General features: G+C 35.3%; 18 protein-coding genes, 1 tRNA gene and 1 pseudogene. 17 read left to right on the top strand and 3 right to left on the bottom strand.

Features of this window, described 5'->3' with window-relative positions; translation table 11 throughout:
• The first annotated feature begins 184 nt into the window (after nt 1–184).
• The 10 genes from OZD67_RS03590 to uvrC all read left to right on the top strand — a co-directional run bounded on the left by OZD67_RS03590 (nt 185) and on the right by uvrC (nt 12,642).
• Nucleotides 185–826 carry a protocatechuate 3,4-dioxygenase gene (locus OZD67_RS03590; RefSeq protein ID WP_182183171.1) on the top strand — a complete coding sequence of 214 codons (642 nt, stop codon included), beginning with the start codon at nt 185–187 and terminating at the stop codon, nt 824–826.
• A gap of 72 nt (nt 827–898) precedes the next feature.
• Complete coding sequence (locus OZD67_RS03585; RefSeq protein ID WP_182184194.1) at nt 899–2,419, top strand: leucyl aminopeptidase; 1,521 nt, start codon at nt 899–901, stop codon at nt 2,417–2,419.
• Nucleotides 2,420–2,664: 245 nt separating this feature from the next.
• The gene (locus tag OZD67_RS03580) at nt 2,665–2,877 is read left to right on the top strand and encodes a hypothetical protein (RefSeq protein ID WP_017532424.1); all 213 of its coding nucleotides are present in this window, start codon (nt 2,665–2,667) and stop codon (nt 2,875–2,877) included.
• A 5-nt stretch (nt 2,878–2,882) separates the two neighbouring features.
• A complete protein-coding gene (nuoG, locus tag OZD67_RS03575; protein ID WP_259346632.1) occupies nt 2,883–4,931 on the top strand; it encodes an NADH-quinone oxidoreductase subunit NuoG in 2,049 nt (682 codons plus the stop codon).
• Nucleotides 4,915–5,940, top strand: coding sequence for an NADH-quinone oxidoreductase subunit NuoH (gene nuoH, locus OZD67_RS03570; RefSeq protein ID WP_182183175.1), 1,026 nt, complete (start codon nt 4,915–4,917; stop codon nt 5,938–5,940). The genes nuoG and nuoH overlap by 17 nt, the downstream gene beginning before the upstream one ends.
• Entirely contained in the window at nt 5,933–6,937 is a 1,005-nt protein-coding gene (hemB, locus tag OZD67_RS03565) for a porphobilinogen synthase (protein WP_182183176.1), read from the top strand. The genes nuoH and hemB overlap by 8 nt, the downstream gene beginning before the upstream one ends.
• Nucleotides 6,938–7,074: 137 nt before the next feature.
• Nucleotides 7,075–7,833: a phosphatidylglycerophosphatase gene (locus tag OZD67_RS03560; RefSeq protein WP_182183178.1), complete on the top strand. Its 759-nt coding sequence runs from the start codon at nt 7,075–7,077 to the stop codon at nt 7,831–7,833.
• Nucleotides 7,834–7,877: 44 nt separating this feature from the next.
• Nucleotides 7,878–8,717 carry a glycine--tRNA ligase subunit alpha gene (locus OZD67_RS03555; RefSeq protein WP_182183180.1) on the top strand — a complete coding sequence of 280 codons (840 nt, stop codon included), beginning with the start codon at nt 7,878–7,880 and terminating at the stop codon, nt 8,715–8,717.
• A 3-nt stretch (nt 8,718–8,720) separates the two neighbouring features.
• On the top strand, nt 8,721–10,814 hold the full coding sequence (gene glyS, locus OZD67_RS03550) for a glycine--tRNA ligase subunit beta (protein ID WP_182183181.1): 2,094 nt from the start codon (nt 8,721–8,723) through the stop codon (nt 10,812–10,814).
• Nucleotides 10,815–10,821: 7 nt separating this feature from the next.
• Entirely contained in the window at nt 10,822–12,642 is a 1,821-nt protein-coding gene (uvrC, locus tag OZD67_RS03545) for an excinuclease ABC subunit UvrC (RefSeq protein WP_182183183.1), read from the top strand.
• 50 nt (nt 12,643–12,692) lie between these two features.
• On the opposite strand, the gene OZD67_RS03540 is transcribed toward uvrC, so the two are convergent.
• The 3 genes and pseudogenes from OZD67_RS03540 to OZD67_RS03530 form a co-directional block, all read right to left on the bottom strand.
• Nucleotides 12,693–13,298, bottom strand: a complete 606-nt coding sequence (locus OZD67_RS03540) for a CvpA family protein (protein ID WP_182183184.1) — start codon at nt 13,296–13,298, stop codon at nt 12,693–12,695.
• Between the two features lie 57 nt (nt 13,299–13,355).
• On the bottom strand, nt 13,356–13,952 hold the full coding sequence (locus tag OZD67_RS03535; protein WP_096617074.1) for a riboflavin synthase: 597 nt from the start codon (nt 13,950–13,952) through the stop codon (nt 13,356–13,358).
• A 238-nt stretch (nt 13,953–14,190) separates the two neighbouring features.
• Nucleotides 14,191–15,845: pseudogene (locus OZD67_RS03530) on the bottom strand (hypothetical protein).
• Nucleotides 15,846–15,990: 145 nt separating this feature from the next.
• Between OZD67_RS03530 and pheS the strand changes: the two are divergent.
• From pheS to OZD67_RS03495, 7 genes are all read left to right on the top strand, one after another.
• The gene (gene pheS, locus OZD67_RS03525) at nt 15,991–17,034 is read left to right on the top strand and encodes a phenylalanine--tRNA ligase subunit alpha (RefSeq protein WP_182183186.1); all 1,044 of its coding nucleotides are present in this window, start codon (nt 15,991–15,993) and stop codon (nt 17,032–17,034) included.
• A complete protein-coding gene (gene glmU / locus OZD67_RS03520) occupies nt 17,035–18,327 on the top strand; it encodes a bifunctional UDP-N-acetylglucosamine diphosphorylase/glucosamine-1-phosphate N-acetyltransferase GlmU (protein WP_182183187.1) in 1,293 nt (430 codons plus the stop codon). It abuts the gene before it with no gap.
• Between the two features lie 673 nt (nt 18,328–19,000).
• Nucleotides 19,001–19,303 (top strand): 50S ribosomal protein L21, encoded by a 303-nt coding sequence (rplU, locus tag OZD67_RS03515; RefSeq protein WP_096617066.1) that lies wholly within the window; start codon nt 19,001–19,003, stop codon nt 19,301–19,303.
• A 10-nt stretch (nt 19,304–19,313) separates the two neighbouring features.
• The gene (gene rpmA / locus OZD67_RS03510; protein ID WP_096617064.1) at nt 19,314–19,583 is read left to right on the top strand and encodes a 50S ribosomal protein L27; all 270 of its coding nucleotides are present in this window, start codon (nt 19,314–19,316) and stop codon (nt 19,581–19,583) included.
• A gap of 9 nt (nt 19,584–19,592) precedes the next feature.
• Nucleotides 19,593–19,669 (top strand) — tRNA-Ile (locus tag OZD67_RS03505).
• A 64-nt stretch (nt 19,670–19,733) separates the two neighbouring features.
• Nucleotides 19,734–20,900 carry a methionine adenosyltransferase gene (gene metK / locus OZD67_RS03500; protein ID WP_182183189.1) on the top strand — a complete coding sequence of 389 codons (1,167 nt, stop codon included), beginning with the start codon at nt 19,734–19,736 and terminating at the stop codon, nt 20,898–20,900.
• Between the two features lie 194 nt (nt 20,901–21,094).
• The coding region (locus tag OZD67_RS03495; protein ID WP_274999611.1) for an IS110 family RNA-guided transposase at nt 21,095–22,415 on the top strand (1,321 nt) is incomplete at its 3' end.

Below are 22,415 nucleotides of genomic sequence, written 5' to 3'. Positions count from 1 at the left end.
AAAAAATTAAAAATAAGACGCCAACTACGTTGTTTTCTTGCTGTTTAATCTGCACAGATGAAGATAACTGAATACCTTCAGTTTCATGATAAGGGGGCTGGCGAGGCTTGTCAAGTAAGTTTTTTGTTTCTATTCCCAATAAAAGTTTGTTATATGGTTATGCAAGAAGTCTATTATAAATGAAATGAATGTGAAAAATATCTTATTAGCGTTTTTAGTACAAATGGTATTCAGTTTGCCGCTATTTGCAGCTGATCCTATTTTGCTCAACTGCATTGAAACTCCAGAAATATATGACCTTGATGCAAGGCCAAAAAATTTTAGCTCTTCAAACAATTTAAGAAGGAAACCTGGTTCTCCAAATAGTGCAACAGGAGAATTAATACACATAGTGGGCAGAATTACTGATATAAACTGTTTACCAATACAAAATGCTATAGTTTCTATATGGCACGCGAATTCACGCGGCGTGAACCATTACGATAAGAATATAGAGGATGATCCGAATTTTGCTGGATCAGGAAGGTTTGTAGTGAATAATCTTGGCTATTATAATTTTATTACGATAGCACCTGGTAAAATTGGTGATAGAGCTCCACATATTAACTTTCTAGTTCAACATCCAGATTTTCCAGAATTCACAACGCAAATGTTTTTTGCTGACCATAATTGCGATAATTGTGCTGATCCTATTCTTGAAGATTTTGTTAGTAACGGGCTTGCAAGCCTTCTCATAACACCATTTACTTACAGTGATCAGGTCATAAAAACCTATACGTTTAACATTACCTTAGGTGGATATAATAAGTTCTCCAATAAAAGGTAAAAAAGCTTGCATACAAAGGGAATTCACAATAACCTTAAGTATCATAGGGTGCATATGAAAAACATCTTATTAATGTTTCTATTATGCTTTACATATAGTTTACAATTATTCGCAATGGAGATGCCGGCAATGAAAATAACAATCTCTAAAATTTCATCTGACTTTAAAACAATAGTAATGGGTTTATTTGAGGACAACGAAACCGTAAATGATGGCGGAGTTTTGCAAGGAAAACAGATCATAGATAATATAAAGCAATTTAGCGATTTTAATGGAAGCTTTGGTGAATTTTCTTCTACCATTTTACCAGAAGGAAAAAACGTTGTAGTTGTTGGACTTGGTAAGAAGGATGAATGGAATGAAAATAAAGAATTAAATATTGGTGGTAAAATATATTGTGAGCTAAGCAGATTAAAAATTAAGAAAGCAGCGATTTTAATCGAAGGTAGTACAGCAAATGTTGCATATGGTGCGTTTCTGCGTAGTTTTAAGTTTGATAAGTATAAAACTAAAAAGGATGAGAAAATTACAGAGGTAGAGGAAATTACCGTATTAGTAAAAGATGAGCAATTAAGTAATGCTGAAAGATCATTTGAGCACTTAAGGCAAGAAGGTGAGAGTATATTCCTTGCGCGCTCTTTTATAACAGAGCCTCCTAACATTCTATATCCAGAATCCTATGCTAATCATATAAAAAAAGAACTTACTAAGCTTGGCCTTGAAATCGAAGTGCTTGATAAAAAGCAGATGGAAGAGAAAAAAATGGGAGCCTTGCTTGGAGTCGCACAAGGAAGTAGTAAAGAACCAAAATTAGTAGTGATAAAATGGAATGGGGCTTCTAAAGAACAAAAGCCAATAGCTTTTGTTGGTAAAGGTATAACGTTTGACACTGGTGGAGTATCACTCAAACCTTCACGTGGTATGGAGTCGATGAAATATGACATGGCAGGCTCTGCTGCTGTAGTTGGGGTGATGCATGCTTTAGCAGGACGAAAAGCAAAAGTAAATGCAATCGGCGTGGTTGCACTTGCAGAGAATGCAGTGGGTGGTAATGCTCAAAGGCCGAGTGATGCAGTAACTTCAATGTCTGGACAGACAATAGAAGTGTTGAACACCGATGCAGAAGGAAGGCTCATACTTGCAGATGCTTTATGGTATACGCAAGACAGATTCTCACCAAAATTTATGATTGATCTTGCAACTTTAACTGGTGCTATAGTGGTTGCACTTGGAAATAACGAATATGCTGGTCTTTTTTCAAATAATGATGAATTAGCAAACCGTCTGATTGATGCAGGAAATGAAGTAAGTGAGAAGTTATGGCGTTTTCCTATGAATGAAACTTATGACAAAATTATTGATTCACCGATTGCTGATGTTCAAAACATCGCTCCTGCAGGCTCTGGTGGAGATAGCATAATGGCTGCACAGTTTTTACAGCGTTTTGTGAATGAAACTTGCTGGGCACATTTAGATATCGCAGGCACTGCTTGGCACGAAAAAGGTACTGACATTTGTCCAAGAGGAGCAGTAGGTTTTGGTGTAAGGTTACTTAATAAGTTGATTGAAAAGTACTACGAGGCCAATGATTAAAGGTCTTTATACTGGATTTATGGCTTGACTCACAGCTACATGGACGTTTATTTTCGAGGTGCAGCAAATGAAAGTAGCTGATGCATATTTCTTTTTTTCTGGTCAAGCACTGGAATGATATCAAGGAGTAACTTTTTATTTAAGCAATGATTATAATAAGAGATCTATTGAAATTTTAAAGTTATTAAATATTGACGCTATATACTTAAGTGTTAAAATAGAATGAAAAGTTTTTAGGAGTTTATATGGCAGCAGGTGGGAAAGCAAAGACAGCTAGTAAAAATAACCCTACTCAGCGTAAGAAAGCCGAGCAAAAAATGTATAAAGATAAACCGGTAAAACCTGTTAGATATATAGATCGTGATTCGCGCATGAATTATATGTCTGCTCAATATGACAACGGCAATCTGGTTGAAGATGAGATAAGCGGCAATCCTATAAAGTGGGAAGCTGTATAATAGTTGTGGTCAAAGTTACTATTAATTCTAAGGAATGTGAAGTAGAGCATGGGCTCACTATAATTCAAGCTTGTGAAGTCGTGGGCGTTGAAATTCCACGTTTTTGTTATCATGAGCGTTTAGCAATTGCTGGTAACTGCAGAATGTGTTTGGTTGAAGTTGAGGGTGGGCCTCCAAAACCAGTAGCCTCTTGTGCAATGCCAGTTGCAGAAGGGATGGTTATTCACACTGACACCCCTAAGGTTAAAAAAGCACGTGAAGGTGTGCTTGAGTTTTTGCTAATTAACCACCCGCTTGATTGCCCAATTTGCGATCAAGGTGGTGAATGCGATTTGCAAGATATCACGATGGCTTATGGGAAAGGAAACAGCAGACTTGATGAGCATAAGAGGGCTGTACAAAAAAAACATTTCGGCCCGCTGATTGAGACTGCGATGAATCGATGCATTCATTGCACTCGGTGTGTTAGATTTTTGTCTGATATTGCAGGTACAAATGAACTTGGAGGAATCGGAAGGGGAGAAAACGTAGAGATTAGCACTTACATAAAAAGGCATATTAGTTCTGAATTATCTGGAAATATCATAGATCTCTGCCCGGTAGGAGCTTTAACTTCAAAGCCTTACTCCTTTACAGCGCGTCCATGGGAGCTATCACATTGTGAGACTATAGATGTGCTAGATGCTGTGGGAAGTAGCATTAGAGTTGATTATCGTGGCCTGGAAGTTATGCGAATATTACCAAGACTGAGCGAAGAGGTAAATGAGGAATGGATATCAGATAAAACCCGCTTTGCCTATGATGGACTAAAAGTTCAGCGTCTTGATCAACCTTATGTAAAAAAAGATGGTAAATTAGCCCCAGTTGATTGGAATGAAGCATTAACTATTGCTGCAAAGAAATTAAAGAATACAAAATCAAATAAAATAGCTGCAATTGCAGGTGATTTAGCAGATTGTGAGTCTATGCTTCTACTCAAAGAAGTGATGCAGAAGCTCGGCTCGGGGAATATAGACTGCAGGCAAGATGGTGCAAAGCTTATACCAAGTAATCGCGGATCTTATGTGTTCAATACCACTACCCAGGGTATAGAGAATGCAGATTTGTGTCTGCTTATAAATACAAATCCAAGGATAGAAGCACCGATCATTAATGTAAGATTGAGAAAGAGATATTTACAGGGCAACTTTCCTATTGCAAGTGTTGGTCCTAACATTGAATATTTGTATCATGTTGAGAAATTGGGCGATAATCCTGATGTTTTGAGTAAAATAGCAAATGGAAATCATAAGTTCTGTGAGCTGCTGGTAGCCGCCCAAAACCCTATGCTGATCATTGGTCAAGATGCATTAATAAGAGATGATTCTGAATCAATTCTAATTCTAGCTGGCAAAATTGCAGAAAAATTTAACATGGTCAGAGACGACTGGAATGGCTTTAATATGCTGCATAAAGCTGCAGCAAGAGTTGGTGGTCTGGACGTTGGGTTTGTTCCTGAAAAAGGTGGAAAAGACACTAATCAAATACTGGAGCATACAGAAGGTGGCAAGATAGAAGTCATTTATCTTCTTGGTGCAGATGAAATTGATACATCAAAATTAGAAAATACATTTGTAATTTATCAAGGTCATCACGGTGATAAGGGTGCACATGTGGCGGATGTTATCTTGCCTGGTGCTGCATATACAGAAAAATATGCAACTTATGTAAATACTGAAGGCCGAGTACAAAGAACAAATTTAGCTGTATTTCCTCCAGGTGAAGCAAAGGAGGATTGGTTAATTATTAAAAATCTTTCACAATATTTAGACCTTTCTTTACCGTATGATAGTTTATTTGATGTGAGAAAAAAATTAGATACTATCGGTCCACAGTTTAGAAATGCCGATCAAGTGGTAAAAAACACATGGGTGCCAATTAGCAATGATAGGATAAGCTTAAGTAATACACCTTTCACTTTAAAGGAGTGTAATTTTTATATGACGGATTCAATAAGTCGCGCTTCAAAAATAATGGCAGATTGTACTAAAGCTTTTTATGAACACGCTAGTTAATATTTTATTTATTTTAGTACCGCTACTACTTTCAGTTGCGTACTTGGTATACTTTGAGCGTAAGGTTATTGGTGCAATTCAACTGAGGCACGGCCCAAGTGTAGTTGGCCCTTTTGGCCTATTGCAGCCATTTGCAGATGCTATTAAGCTACTGATTAAAGAGCCGATAATACCATTTAGAGCGAGCACCATACTGTTCATTATGGCTCCAATGCTTACCTTTATTTTAGCATTAATTGCCTGGGCAGTTATACCGTTTGGTGCTGAAGTAATTGTAGAAAATGGCCAGCAAGTAGTAATTCCTAAGGTTATAGCAAATATTAATGTTGGAGTGCTTTATGTGCTAGCTATATCGTCGCTGGGAGTATACGGGGTAATTATTGCAGGCTGGTCAAGCAATTCTAATTATGCATTTCTTGGCGCTATACGGTCGGCTGCTCAGATGATTTCATATGAAGTTTCAATAGGCTTAGTAGTTGCTACAGTTGTAGCAACAACTGGTACGTTGAACCTTGGAGAGATGGTGGTAGCGAAACACAATATGCCATTTTGGGTTGATTTGCTACTAATGCCTATAGGAATAATATTTTTTATTTCTTTGCTTGCAGAAACTAATCGTCACCCATTTGATTTACCAGAAGCTGAAGCAGAGCTTGTCTCTGGATATAACGTTGAATATTCATCCATGCCTTTTGCCCTCTTTTTTCTTGGAGAATATGCAAATATGATTCTAGCAAGTGCTATGATGACGATATTCTTTCTAGGAGGATGGTATCCGCCGCTGGAGTTCAGTTTACTTTACAAAATTCCAGGTTTGATTTGGTTCGTTTTGAAGATAGTTATACTTTTGTTCGTATTTATTTGGATTAGAGCAACAATACCTCGTTATCGATATGATCAGCTAATGCGCCTTGGTTGGAAAGTGTTTCTGCCAATATCGGTGCTTTGGGTGGTACTCATTTCAGGAGTGTTGCTCTTTACTGGGAATTTACCTGGATCCAATGTTTAATTTTCCAAATACAAGATTAAGGCGCAGGCGCTCGAGCAAATGGGTTCGCAATTTAACAAGTGAAAATAGTTTATCAGTAAATGATCTGATTCTTCCTCTGTTTGTTCACAACAGAGAAGAAACAACTGAACCAATTTCTGGCTTACCAGGCGTAAAGTGTTATTCAATAGATGGATTAGTGTCTATAGTTAAGGAAGCTAAAGATTTAGGAATTAATGCTGTTGCAATTTTTCCTGTAGTTGATAACAAATTAAAATCTAAAAATGCTGAGGAATCATATAACCCTAACAATTTAATCTGCAGAGCAATCCGTGCTGTAAAATTAAAGGTGCCTGAAATTGGTATTATTGCAGACGTTGCACTGGATCCATACACTATTCATGGCCATGACGGCATTTTAAAAGATAATCAGATGGATGTAGAAAACGATGAAACTATATCAGTACTGTGTAAGCAAGCACTTGCTTTAGCGCAGGCAGGATGTTATATAGTTGCTCCTTCTGATATGATGGATGGTAGAATAGGAAGAATCAGAAAATCATTAGATGATAATAACTTTCAAGACGTATTAATATTATCTTATGCGGTGAAATATTGCTCTAGCTTCTATGCTCCATTCAGGCAAGTCGTTGGTTCATGTGGGCTATCACATTCTATAGACAAAAGTGGTTATCAAATGGATTATAAAAATGCGCACGAAGCAATGTGCGAAATTGAAATGGATATAAATGAAGGTGCAGATTTTATTATGATTAAACCAGGTATGCCATATTTGGATATTATCAAAACAGCAAGTGATAAGTTTAATTTTCCGATTTTTGCTTACCAAGTAAGCGGTGAGTACGCAATGATAAAAGCTGCTACAAATAATGGCTGGCTAGATTATGACAAGGTGATTTATGAATCTTTGATTGGTTTCAAACGTGCGGGTGCAAGTGCAATATTCACTTACGCTGCACTTGATATTGCAAAAAATTTAAGTGTACAAGCCCTATAAAATTACTAAATTTTTGGTGCATGTTCTTCTACTGTTGCTGCATATTACCTAAAATTTTCCAATACATGTTTTAAGTTATTGATAAGTCCGTTACAATACAGTATTATAAATAATATAAACCAAGTGTTACTTAGAGCATGGGGATTTTTTTTGAATTTTTAGGAAAGATGCTAGGTAAGGTTTTTCCTGCCAAAACAGTAAGCTCTTTTTTGGGAATAGGATATTTACCAGGTTGGCAGAACTATTGGTCTTCTTTTTTAATATTATTTATTGTCGATGTTATATTGATTTTTACATATGGAGACGAATATTTACTATATAAAATGCCAAATTCAGGAATAGTTGTAGCTGCTGTTTTTACAAAATTGGCAATAGTTATGTTAGTAATGCAATTAATTGGAATATTTATTTTTCATGCTCAGGACCCTTCAGCAAATAGTGGTGAAGACATAGTAATACAAATAGCGTCAGGGCAGGTATTGACTGTAGCACTTTCAATGCCAGCAATAATGTCAATTTATTATACTGTAAGTAAACTTTATGGGAGTATATGTAAGCAGATGTTTCAATGCCCATTTTGGTTTAATGATTTTATGCACTTTTTCTTTTTTCTTATGATACCTTACGTATTTTTTAATGTCGTAGAAGTGATAAAACCATGGCCAATAAGTTCAATACAACTCAGCTATAATAATGCAATGTCAATTACATTTGAGGGGATTTTTCACACATTTTATGCGGTGATTTTGCTGTATTTAACAGCATTTATATTCTGCGATTTAACTATGCATAATGCAATTGTCCTAAATAAAAGCATAATTCAGTATGTCAGGGAAAGTTCAGCAGTTTTAGGTGATTATTTACATAGTGCTGCAAAAAAAATAAATATTGAATAGTACTTATTTATTTATATATTTAGTATAAAAAGTGTGCAATTTGTGTGAATTTACAAAGTATAATAAAAGAGTTGCAAGATTTTTGGGCTGGTGAAGGGTGCGTTATACTTCACCCATACACATCTGAAGTTGGTGCTGGTACATTACATCCTGCAACAATTATGTCTGCAATTGATACAAAACCGACAAAAATTGCATATCTACAACCAGTAATTAGGCCAGCAGATGGACGCTATAGTGATAATCCTAATCGCTTGTATCAACATCACCAATATCAAGTTATAATAAAGCCATCTGGTAATAATTTACAAGACGTCTATTTAGATAGCTTAAAAGCTCTTGGCATATCTACAGAAAAATATGATATTAAGTTTGTTGAAGATGATTGGGAAAACCCAAGTGTTGGTGCATCAGGACTTGGATGGGAAGTTACATGCAATGGAATGGAAGTAACACAGCTTACTTATATACAGCAAGTTGGAGGAATTGACTGCAAGATGATTCCTGGTGAGGTGGCATATGGGTTGGAACGTTTAGCAATGTGCATACAAGGTGTAGATAATGTTTACGATATAACTTGGAACGGTAACGGTGTAACTTACGGGGATATTTTTAAACAAAGAGAATATGAATTTTCTTATCTAGCGTTAGATTATTATGATACTAAAGTGGTACAGCAGCAATTTGAAGATACGGAAAAATTATGTAAGTTCCTTATTGAAAAGGAGCTACCAATGGCAGCTTATGACCAATGCATTAAAACTAGTCACCTACTTAATCTGCTTGATGCAAGAGGTGTGCTTGGTGTCAATGAACGTACAGTGCATATTGGTAGAGTTAGAGAGCTGACAAAAAAATGTTGCGAATTGTACATGAGTAAATAGCGTATGTCGTTGCAGTTGTTATTTGAGTGCCTTTCAGAAGAAATACCACCGAGAATGCAGAATGTAGCTGCAACTCAAGTTAAGAGCTGTATTGCCAATGTTTTTAACAAAAATAATGTAAAATTTACATCAATGGAGGTTTTTGTAACGGCACGTCGCATTACCCTATTTGTTGACAACATAAATGCTTTGGAGCTAAAGGATTCCAATAACGAAGTTAAGGGACCAAACATTAACGCACCAAAAATTGCTATCGAAGGTTTTTTAAGAAAATATCAGAAAAATGAAGAAGATTTGCTCGTTCGAAAAGTAAATAATGAGGATTTTTACTTCATTAAAAGAGAAAGCTGCTCATTTAACATCAGAGAATTCCTCAAAAATCAACTGGAGGAAATGCTCAAAAACTTTTCTTGGTTGAAGAGCATGAGATGGGGCGAAGGAAAAGAAAGGTGGGTTAGGCCAATTAAAAACATTTTATGCATTTTAAATGACGAAATAATACCTGTGTCTTTTGCAGGGATCACAGCATCTAACACAACATATGGCCATCGATTTCTCTCAAGTGATGCGGCGTTAACTATTAAAGCACCTAAAGACTATTTTGAATTGCTAGAAAAAAACAGCGTAATTCTCCATCTGGACAAAAGAAAGCAATTTATACTAGATCAGATTAATAAATTCACAAAAGAGCAGAATTTACAACTTGAGAAAAATGATTATTTACTAAATGAATTGACAGGGCTTATAGAGTGGCCAATCGTACTGTTTGGTGAAGTGAATCAAGAAAAGTCATTTGGATTACCGAAGGAAGTAATTCTTAGTATAATTAATACGCAGCAAAAATACCTTGCTTTGAGTGATGGACAAAGAATTTCGTATTTTGTTACTGTTGTTAATGTCAACAATGATAAAGTTGTTAAAGGGCACGAAAGAATATTAGGAGCACGTCTTGCTGATGCACAATTTTTAATATCTCAAGATAAAAAGGAAAATCTAGATCATTATGTCAAAAAATTAGACTCGATATTATTCCATGCTTATCTGGGCAGCGTGGGGGAAAAGGTGAAGCGTATTACGGCTCTGTCAAAGTATATAGCTATACTTATTCCACATGCTTCGCTGATAAAAGTTGAACGTGCTGCATATTTGGCAAAAGCCGATTTGGCAACATTGATAGTAAGAGAGTTTCCAGAATTACAAGGAGTAATGGGTGGATATTATGCTTCTTATTTTCAAGAAGATAGAGAAATAGTGGAAGCTATAACCGAACACTATAAGCCAATCAGATCGGAGCAAGAATGCCCTAAATCTCCCACTGCGATTGCTGTGGCTGTTGCAGACAAAGTGGATAGCTTAGTTGGTTTAATTGCAGCAGGTGAGAAAATCTCTGGTTCGTATGATCAGTTTGGTTTGCGGAGAATGACAATTGGTATAATGAGGACAATACTTGAAAATAATTTGCATATTCCAATTAGACTAATGATAGACAAGTCAGTATTTTTATATTCAAGGCTTCTATTTAATAAAAATACAACGTCAGTTGATAAGCCAAATAGAAAACAAATTTCAGAACTAGTATTTAGATTCTGCTTAGAAAGATTCAAGGTTATTTTAAAAAATAGAGATATAAGGCAAGATATTATAGATTCAATACTACATAAAATCGATATTAATGATCTGCTGACAGCAGAAAAGCAAACTGTTATATTGGATCGTTATCTTAGTACGCCAGAAGGTGAACAGATTCTAAGCACTTACAAAAGAGTCAGTAACATGATGAGCAAAGCAAGGAAAAGTGATGGCACTACTTATAGTGCATCTTACGGTAAGAGATTTTTGATTGAAAATGAAGAAATTGTGCTATCAAATTGTGCCATAACTGCTTGTAAAAACATTAAACAAGCAATAAAAAATAACCACTTTAATGCGGCACTTGATGAGCTTGCTGGTTTTGCTCCATTTATCAATCAATTTATGGACAGTGTAAAGATTAACTGTGATTCTAATGAGCTAAGAAGAAACAGATTATCTTTGCTTGCGAGTGTTGTTTCCACATTTCATTTAGTAGCAGATTTTAACCTCATACAAGTCAAGTAATGGATAAATGTTCAAGCAATATAAAGAACAGATAAAATTATCTCCGCAGTCTTGTGGTGTGTATAAGATGATTGGAGATAAGAATAAAGTTTTATACATTGGTAAAGCAAAAAACTTGAAATCGAGATTATCTGACTACCTTCAATTCGAAAACCTTTCTGAACGAATTAGAGTTATGTTCTCACAGGTTGTTAAGGTTGAAATATTCATCACTGAGAATGAAATCGAAGCACTGCTTCTTGAAGCACAGTTAATAAAATCATTGAAACCACTTTATAATATTGTGCTCAAGGATGGAAGATCTTATCCTTATATAACGATTTCCAAGCACGATTATCCAAGAATAGCAAAACATAGAGGCAAATCTAAGAAGAATGAGTTTCATTATTATGGTCCCTTTACATCTGCCGCTGCTGTTAAGCAAACTATATTGTCATTGCAAAAAGCTTTTCTCCTAAGAGTATGTTCAGATCAATACTTTTCCTCAACAAAAAGACCATGTATTGAATATCAAATTAAGCGCTGCTCAGCACCATGCATAAATAAAATCACAAAAGACAACTACTGCCAATCAGTAAAACAGGCACGAAATACATTGCTTGGAAAAAGTAAGAAAGTGAAAGAACAGTTACTTTTCACAATGAGAAAGTGCAGCAGTGAAGAAAACTATGAGCTTGCTGCTATATATAGAGATCGGGTAAAGTTTCTTGAGCAAATTCAAATACAGCACACGGATTTTTCTTTTGAAAAAGATGCAGATTTCTTCAGTATTGTACGTGAAGAGGATCTAGCATGTATTAGTGTGTTATCGTTCAGAAATAAAGACAACTACGGCAGCACTCCTTACTTTGCCGAGAACTGTGGTGATCACTCAAATGATGAAATTTTATCCACCTTTTTGGTCAATTTTTATAATTCAGCTAACATACCTCCAATACAAATTTACGTTCCAGATTCTATTGTGGATAAGGAAATTATAGAACAAGCACTATATAAGGTTGCTCAAAAGCCAGTAAAAGTTCTGCATGCAAAGAATAAAAAAGAGCGTGATTTATTGAAATTTGTTTATGATAACTCTCAGCATAGCTTAGAGCAGAAGCTTATCGATTATAGAAATAACCTAGAAAAGCTTGAGGAGCTTAGCAAAGTTTTCTTGTTACCAAGTATTCCAAAGCGTATCGAGGTTTATGATAATAGCCATATTTCTGGAAGCCAGCAAATTGGTGTAATGGTTGTTGCAGAGCAGGAGGGTTTTTTAAAAAGTGAGTACAGAAAATTTACTATAAAAGAAGAAATTTCAGGCGATGACTATAAAATGATGAAAGAAGTGCTGACCAGACGTTTCTCCGGCAAGATAAAGGACATAATTCCTGATTTTCTATTGATTGATGGTGGGCCTGGGCATGTTTTCATAGTACAGAATGTACTGGAAGCATTGAATATAAACGTTCCTTTTGCTTGTATGGCAAAAGGTCCTGATCGTAACGCAGGAAATGAAAGATTTTATATGCTGGGCAGGGAAGAATTCAGTCTGGCAAATGACAGCAAAGTCATGCTTTACTTACAATTGCTGCGTAATGAAGCTCACCGCTTTGTGATAACTTCACATAGAAAAAAACGCGATAAACAGTTTATAGTTTCACAATTAAGCAAAATACCCGGCATTGGCAACAAAAGGAAAAAGGCGTTGATGTCTTATTTTGGTTCAGTGAAAAATATAAGCAAAGCTTCTCTGGCTGAAATTCAAAACGTACATGGAATTAGTAAAGGTTTAGCAGAAGTCATTCTTAAACACGTGAATTATAAGAGAGGAGTGCTCTTAACCTGACACATATGGCTTTTTGAATACTCCCAATGAACATATTTATAAATAAATATTTACTCTTCTTTTTTATTGTTTTTGGGTTTTTCTTGATCAACCATTTCTCCACCGATCTCTTTTATTTTTAGTATCAACAACTCTGGCACATACATGTCAATTACTTCTTCTGCTGTCACAAATAAAGCCTGATAAGAGTGTGAATTTATTATCCAATTAGGCAATATGTCTTCTGCTTTTATTTCAGAATGTTCCTCTTTTTTGCCATATTCTTTTTTGTCATATACTGTATAGCAATATAAGTGCACAGCAAAAAATAATACATAAGAGAGCAATATTCCTTTAAGCACTCCGAGAAAGATTCCAGTAACTCTATCGATAAACCCCAACCTTATGGGTGATAATATGTACATTAGCCAGTTGTTTATTATCATGAATATAAGATTAAGTATAATAAATACAGAGATCGTAGAAAGTATGTTTAGTATAACTTTAGAATCAAAATATTTACTATAATTCGGAGTGAAAAAATCATAGTGATTAGCTGTCAGAAAAATTGATAAAAATAGAAACATTAGTGCGCATAGCTCTTTTATAAAACCTCTAGTTACCGAGATTATTACGCATAGAACAACAATGAAGATAATTAGGCTATCGAAAAGCATATTTTATATCTATATGGTTTTCAAGATATAATAGTTGTAAATAATAAGGTTGTAAAATTAATTGTATTTATGCTGCATCAATTGATCTAAATACCTAGCGATCATGTCAATTTCTAAATTCAGATAATCATTTATTTTGTTGTACTGAAAAGTTGTATTTTCCCATGTATAGGGAATTATATTTACTATAAATTCCTGATTAATAACTGAATTCACTGTGAGGGAAACCCCATTTAGTGTAACAGAGCCTTTTTTTGCAACAAATTTAATTAATTCTTGTGGGCACGATAGTTTGATTTCATGAGAATCTAAATTTCGTTCAATTGTTAAAATTTTTACTATCCCATCAACATGACCCTGAACTAGGTGGCCATCGATCTTATCACTTAATCTCATTGCTTGTTCGAGATTTATTTTTTTGCCTATTTTCCACGTATTTAAGTTAGAAACCTTCATAGTTTCTTGAGACGTTTGGACTGTAAATATGTCGCTCATTATATCAACAACAGTTAAACACACACCAGAGCAAGCTATTGAATTTCCTTTGTTTATAGAGGGTAAATTTTGTGTTTTGATATGGAAAATTTGATCAGAGTTGGAGTGAGTGATAGTATCAGCTATAGTCCCGATATCCGTGATAATTCCTTTAAACATGTGGTGAAAATAAATAATTTTACCATGAAAAATTTTTTACAACAACTTACTTCTATTTTGTTATAGCTAAAGTAATTCTGGTTTACCGACGATTTAAAAAACGACAAATTCGTCATTCCGCCTCTTATTAGTGGGATCTATGTGAAATACCGTGACGGTATGACGTAGGACTGCTGTCATCCCGGCTTGTTAGCGGGATCTATCCGCGGCGATATGACGTAGGAAAACTGAGCCTGCACTAGCTATAGGCGCGAGAAAGGGGATCGTTTTTACTTACTTGCTTAACAGATTCTATAGAATATTCAGAATATATAAAGTAAGCTAAACTCAAAACACATAATGTAATCAATGTTGGTAACCCTATGTTCAATGCTAACCCAATATTTTCTCTTTTTTCTGGTGGCACTAATCCTTTTAACATTGACACTTTTCCTAATGGAAAATGCCATAAGCAAAGTGTTGATGCAGATGCTACTATTATAAATAGACAAAAATAAGCCTTTTTTGAGGAAAATAAAGTTTTTAACGGTGATTTGAGTGTAATGTTAGTAGGTGGTAGAGTTTTAGCTTCATTTGTTGCTGGTGAAGGATCTTTAGATTTATTTATTGGTAAAGGGTTTGTAGATTTATGAGGAGTATTTTCATGTTGCGTAGGAGGTTGTTGTATATAAACACCTGAAACTAATTGCTCTTTTTTTTATATACTTGCTTATGTAAATACTCTTTTGGAAAAGAAGACTTGCCAGCTGATTGTGGTATTTCTAATACTTCTGATATCTCACCTGACTCTAATATTTCATGTAATTGTTTATCTTGAAAATAAACAATATTGAATATTGAGTTAAAAACATTGCGAAATGTTTCTGGATCTTGATTTTTGTATCCATTCATCACTTCAATAAATATTTCATCGAGTTTTTTTCCCCTGCGCTCAATTTGGTTATCTAACATAGCTACTCTAGCATCATTTTGTGCTTGTTTTATGGCTAATTGTTTTTCTTTCTCTGATAGTTCTTTGGTCTGCTTTTTCGACTTCTTTTTTCTGTTAGCCTTAAAATACTCTGTGTGCGAAGTAGTTTTACCTACATTCTGTTCTGCTTCTTGAGGTATTGGATTTCTTATACTACTTGTCATCCAAGTAGCTGACACTGGGGTCCATATTACATCATTAAAAAATTTGGATAAGGGAAGGAAGATTCTATATTTTGGTATATTAGCTTTTATTGCAGCAGTAACCACTGGAGCTTTATAATTTACTTTGCTTGCTACGTTAAAGCCAAATGAGCCTGTAAATGGTACAATTTGTCTATTTTGTGCGTTTTTTTGCTTAGTTTCACTCTGTTCTTGTCTGTCTTTATTTTCTGCTTCTTTTACTTGTAGTGTAACTTGACTCTGTTCCTCATTTTCAGTTTTTTCTGCATGTTTTAGCTTTTCATTTAAAAATGACCCTATTTGGTGCAAATTATCTAAGTTAATGTCTTTAACATTTGTTTGTAGTATGATTGTTATTCCTTGCAGAAGGATTTGAGGCGGAGCATTACTTATGAATTCTTCTACAGTTTTGTAGTTATTAGTCTTGTTGTCTAGTTCACCGCTTTCTTTTGGTACTTTTATGTTGACTGTAAAATTTTTTTCCCGAGAAAAGCAGATTTTAAAAAAATCAATTAAAGATTTTATTTGAAATGGTCTTGTATTAAAGGTGTCTTTACCTGTTGCTGTTAGCTCAAATGAAAATTCTTGTATATTACTTTCAATACTTCTCGAGCGAATGGTACTGATCTTAATTATTTTGCTAGAAAATGCTTTACTTATGTTTTTGGATCTTTCCTTAAAGAACTTAGGTAAATCCTCTATTTTGTACTTATTATAAGTTTCAGTGTCACTGTTGTGCATGGTTGATACAGCAAATTCATCAACGCAAAGGTAAATAAAAAAAATTAATTGGTCAATAAATCAATAATTAAAATGGGACAGTTTTTAGATTGTTGATGCTATTCAAGATTTTACTATAATTAAAGTTTAAGCCAGCGTTTCTAAGATGAATAAAGAGCTACTGAATGAAATACCTTCACTTGAAGATAAAGCGGTTTCTGAAATTGAGAATGCTTCTTCTTTACAAGATTTAGAAAAAGTCAGGCTATCATATTTGGGAAAAAAGGGTGTAATTAAAGCTTATTTTGACAACTTAAAAGAGATAGAAGACGCAGGAAAAAAGCGCAATTTAGGCGAAGTTATCAACGTTTTACGTAATAAGCTAGATCAGCTTATAATAAATAAGGAAAATACACTAAAAGCCGAAGAAGTTAACTTTAAATTGCAGAATGAGGCGGTTGATATCACGTTGCCCGTTAGACCAGAAAAAATGGGCAAGGTCCATCCACTCAGTAAGGTTATAAATGAAGTAAAGCTTATTTTTGCACATATGGGTTTTAAAGCAGTTGATGGCTCTGACATTGAAGATGAGTTTCATGTATTTGATGCACTGAATACTCCAAGTCACCACCCTGCGCGGGAGGAGCAAGATACCTTCTACTTAAAGAATAAAATAGACGGTAAAAGAATGGTGCTGCGCACTCATACCTCATCTGTGCAGATTAGAATTATGGAAAAGGCAAAAACTTTTCCGATTAAAATCGTAGCCCCTGGTAGAGTGTATAGAAACGATTTTGATGCAACTCACACCCCTATGTTCCATCAAATAGAGGGGTTATATGTTAATGAGAATGTCAATATGGGCCAGTTAAAATTTACTATTCATCACCTCCTTAATAAGTTTTTTGGAGATAAAGGGCTGAAGATACGTTTTCGTAATAGTTTTTTCCCTTTTACCGAGCCTTCTGCAGAAGTGGACATAAGTTATAAAGGTAGTAAATGGATAGAAATACTGGGATGCGGTATGGTGCACCCAAATGTATTCCAAAATGTTGGAATACATTACACTAAATACAGCGGTTTTGCATTTGGCATTGGTATAGAAAGGCTTGCAATGCTAAAATATCAAATTGGCGACTTAAGGAGCTTCTATGACAACAAAATCAGCTGGCTTGATCATTACGGTCTCCATTTTTCATCTTTAAGATAAGTGATAAGTAAAACTCATACGTTCATTATACTTGCTGCAGGGCATGGCAGGCGGATGAATTCAGATTTGCCTAAGGTCCTACACAAAATAGGCGGTTTTTCCATGTTTCAACATGTCATTTACAATGCAAAACAGTTAAATCCTGAAAATATTGCTGTTGTAGTTGATCTGCCTTTAATTGAAAGATTAAAGTGCTTTAAGGATATACAGTTAATTACACAAGAATTAACACTTGGCACGGGAGATGCAGTCAAAACTGCGATGAGAAACCTGAAAGAATTGCCAGATTCGAGCATAATTATTGTGCAATATGGAGATACCCCACTCATAAAAAGCAGCACAATAACTAAAATGGTTAGTTGCTTAGAAGGCAAGGCTCTAGTTTGCCTAGGTTTTAGGACAAGCAATAAAGAATACGGTAGGTTAATTATTGAGAATGGTTCCTTAAGAGAAATCGTAGAAGCAAAGAGTGATAAAAATAATCATGAAGAGTTTCTTGCAAATGCTGGAATAATGGTTGCATGTGCAAAGAATTTACGTGAATTGGTGGAGAAAATAGAGTGCAATAGCTCAACTCATGAATATTATTTGACCGATATAGTTTCCATTGCAGTGAAGAGTAATTTAAATGTCGGTTACGTTATTACCGGTGGAGAAGAGGCAACGGGAATAAATAACAGAAATGACCTTATAAAAGCTGAATTTTACTTTCAAGAAAACAAAAGAAAATTTTTTACCAACTCTGGAGTAACGCTTGTTGCTCCAGAGACTGTTTTCTTTTCTCTTGATACGCAAATTGCCAGAGATTCAGTTATTTACCCATATGTTTTTTTCGGTACTGGAGTGAAAATAGAGTCTGGTGCGAAAATACTGCCATTTTCGCATTTAGAAAACTGCTTAATTAAAAGTAATGTTGAGGTCGGTCCATTTACCAGAATACGCGGAAACACAACCATTGGTAATAAGGCAAAAATAGGAAATTTTGTGGAAGTGAAAACAAGTGAAGTTGGTAAAAATACTAGAATAAAACACTTAAGTTATATAGGAAATGCTAAAGTAGGGCAGAGGAGCAATATAGGAGCAGGTACTATTGTTTGTAATTATGATGGGAAAAAGAAACATAAAACGAACATAGGAAGCAATTGCTTTATTGGTGCCAATAGCTCACTCATTGCACCGCTTAATGTTCATGATGACTCTGTAATTGCTGCAGGTAGTGTTATAGTGGAAGATGTACCAGAAAAAAGCCTTGCAATAGCAAGAGAAAAGCAGGTGATTAAGAGAATAAAGTAATTCGCTGTAATTATATTAGACTTCTTGCATTACCTCCCAGGCCACAACTGTCATTCAATAGAAACAAAAAAAATTGCTTTACAAACTTCGCCAGCCCCCTTATTATAGTATATTAGAGGGTCAAAGCCAGCACCGCGGGGTTTCTTTTGCCTTTTTTTTCATTTGGTAAATTTCTTAAATGTTTATCGACAACCGTCATCCCGCTGCTTGTTAGCGGCCGAGATACCGCGAATGAATCGGGGTATGACGGTTAAGTAGGGTGTCATCCCAGTGCTTGACACTGGGATGACAGAAGAAGGAGGCGCTGCCGTCTTGGATGAAAAGGCTGGATTCCAGTGTCAGCTACTTTCATGACACCATTCTTTTTCCTGGATTCCAGACTGGAATGACATCATCCTTTTTTCTAGATCCCAGTGTCAAGCTACTAGGATGACAGGAGAAGGGGCTACTTGCATGACGGTGTCGGTAAACTTAGAGCTATAATAACTATTTGCCTTTTTTCTGCTTAGGTTATGCAAGAAGTCTACTGTCTGAGAAAAAGTAGATAAAGGGTGAAGAAAAATAGAAGTGTTTAGATAGCTCAAAAAGAACGTTAAGTCATGCTTTTTATTTATATTGACAGCATATATGACATCGTTTACGATTAAAGTTAATAACAATAATTTATATTTATATGTTTGCAGTAATTGAGACTGGTGGAAAGCAATATTTAGTAAAAGAAGGCAGTATAATAAAAGTAGAGAAGTTAGAAGTTGAAGAAAAAAAAGAGGTAGAAATCAATAAGGTGATTTGTATTTCAAATAATGGCTTATCTTATTCATCTAATGCTACTGTTAAAGCTGAAGTATTGGAGCAGTGTAGAGGAGAAAAAATTATAATCTTTAAGAAGAAAAGAAGAAAAAATTACCGTAGAAAGACTGGTCATAGGCAGTATATAACTGTTCTTCGTATCAATGAAATTAATCTTCAAAAGTAAGAGGTAAGATATGGCAACTAAAAAATCAGGTGGTAGTTCCTGTAATGGTAGAGATTCAGCAGGTCGTAGATTAGGAATAAAGAAGAATGGGAAGGTTATTCCTGGTAACATAATTGTGCGCCAAAGAGGCACAAAATTCCATCCTGGGAAGAATGTTGGTATAGGTAAAGATCATACGATTTTTGCCAAAGTAGAAGGCTGGGTCAGCTTTAGAAGGTCAGCAAATAAAAAGACTTTTATTGATATCTTGCCCACAGATAATATGAAAGCTTCAGCTTGAATAAATCAGGGGTCTGTAGCTCAGGTGGTTAGAGCGCACGCCTGATAAGCGTGAGGTCGGAGGTTCAACTCTTCCCAGACCCACCATTTAGTAATTACTAACTGTGTTTTTTATAGTGGTTTTGGTATTGTATAAGCAGAAACCTAAAGCATGAGTTTATATAAAAATTTAGTAACCAGTGAGTCAGTGGCGGCTGGTCATCCAGATAAAGTAGCAGATCAAATTTCAGATGCAATACTTGATGAATACCTTTTCACTGATCCTTTTGCGCGAGCTGCAATAGAGACTTTAGTCACCAAAGATAACGTTATTATAGCTGGGGAAGTATTCGGACCTAACATCAAAAATAGCAGGATTGAAAGTATTGTACGGAATACAATAAAAGATATTGGTTATGAGCATGATGGTTTCCACTGGAGAAAAGTGAAGGTAAATATACTGCTGCATGAGCAATCAAATGACATTGCAATAGGGTTGGATCAAGGTGCTGGGGATCAGGGCATAATGTATGGCTATGCAACAACAGAGACAGAAAACCTTATGCCAGCACCCATTTTTTATGCACACTCGATTCTGAAAAATATCATGAGCGCAGTTAAAGAAGCAAAGCTTGGTCCGGATGCAAAATCACAAATCACTTTGGCATATGAGAATAACCTCCCGGTACGTGCTGAAAGTATTATTGTCTCAATACAGCACCCTGAGGATTTGGATCAATCAAAAGTAAAAGAAATAATTTATCCTTACATAGTTTCATCTTTACCTAAAGGGTGGATATGTCCTGAGAAAAATCTCTTAGTCAATCCAACTGGTAGATTTGTTATTGGTGGACCGGTTAGTGATTGTGGATTAACAGGACGAAAAATTATGGTTGATACCTATGGAGGTTATATTCCACACGGTGGAGGGGCATTTTCCGGAAAAGATGCAACCAAAGTTGATAGATCTGCAGCTTATATGGCAAGATACCTTGCTAAAAACATTGTTTTTGCCGGCTTGGCCAAACGTTGCCTTGTACAGCTCTCTTATGCAATTGGTATATCACAACCTACTTCATTCTACATCGATACATTTGGTACAAATACAGTAGATGAAAAGAGGATTAAAAAATTTATTGAAGGTAGCATAGATTTATCAACTAAGGGCATAATCAGACATTTATCGCTTAATCGTCCTATATATAAACGTACAGCATATTATGGACATTTTGGTAAAAAGTCAGAAAGTAACGGTGGCTTTTCTTGGGAGCATCGAACAAGGAAAAATCTTGTTAAACCTGAAAGAAACTATTTTATCCAGTGCTATAACAATTTTTAAATATAATTTATTAAGAAGTATTTTTGCAGTTATAACCGGACGCTCAATGGTGCTAGAGTGCCCGTTTGGGAGCATGGTTTTGGAGGAACGGTTAAACCACTGATGGAGTCTATTACGACTACCTCGATTAGAAGATTGTATAATCTAACCGTCCCAAGCTTAAATACTTCTTCATTATAAGTTATAGGAGGTCAATTACAATGACAAAAAGTAAATTAGAGGTAATGAATCCTGATGCAGCAGGGATAGATGTTGGTTCGGCTGTACATTATGTATGTATACCCGAGAGAAGAGATGAGCAACGTGTTCAAAAATTTGGCTGCTTCACTGAAGACCTTCATAATTTAGCAAGGTGGTTAAAAAAGTGTAAAGTTACAACCGTAGCGATGGAATCAACTGGTGTATATTGGATTCCTTTGTTTCAAATACTGGAATCTTACGGTTTTGAAGTTAAGTTGGTAAATGCGCGACATGTAAAAAATGTACCTGGGAGAAAGTCAGATGTTCAGGACTGTCAGTGGTTACAACAACTACATAGTTATGGATTACTCCAAGGGTCATTTAGGCCAGATAGCCAGATATGTGTATTGCGTAGTTACGTGCGACAACGTAAGAACCTCACTGAAAGTGCATCTACACATGTTCTGCGTATGCAGAAGGCATTAATTCAAATGAATATACAACTGCATAGAGTTATAAGAGATATAACAGGAGTAACTGGTATGAAAATTATCAAGGCTATAATTAAAGGCGAAAGAGATTCTGGGAAATTGGCTCAATTCAGGGATGCACGAATAAAAAATGATCAGTCTACTATAGCAAAAGCGTTAGCTGGCGATTATAGAGAGGAACATGTATTCACGCTAAAGCAAGAATTTGAACTATATAATATTTATCAAGAAAAAATAGCAGAATGTGATAGAAATATTGAGGTCTATTACAAAACGTTTGAAACAAAATCTAACGAAAGTAAACAGTTGAGTAAGGAAAAGAATAAGCACAGAAAAAGTAAGCCTGACTTTGCTTTGCACGAGGAACTGCACCGAATAACTGGTATGGATTTTACTAAAGTTCCAGGGCTTGATATACTAAGTATACAGACTATAATTTCAGAAACTGGTATAAACCATAATAAATGGTCAACAGAAAAACACTTTTCATCGTGGTTAGGACTCAGCCCTGCCAATAAAATTACAGGAGAAAAAGTGTTTAGCACAAGAACGCGTAAAGTCATTAATCGTGCTGCGAATGCATTTCGAATGGCTGCTAATTCTGTAGGAAATAGTAAAAGTTCATTGGGTGCATACTACAGGAGATTAAAAAAACGATTAGGAGCACCAAAAGCAATAACAGCTACTGCAAGAAAAATAGCATGCATATTTTATAGTATGCTCAAATACGGACAAGAATATGTAGAAAAAGGAATGGAATACTATGAAACACGATATAAGGAGAGAGCTGTAAAAAATTTGATCAAAAAGGCACGAGAATTTGGCTATACTTTAGTGCAACAAG

The sequence above is a fragment of the Wolbachia endosymbiont of Drosophila nikananu genome (genome assembly GCF_028981865.1).
Taxonomy (GTDB): Bacteria; Pseudomonadota; Alphaproteobacteria; order Rickettsiales; family Anaplasmataceae; genus Wolbachia; species Wolbachia pipientis_B.
This window is presented reverse-complemented; position numbering and strand designations above follow the sequence as displayed.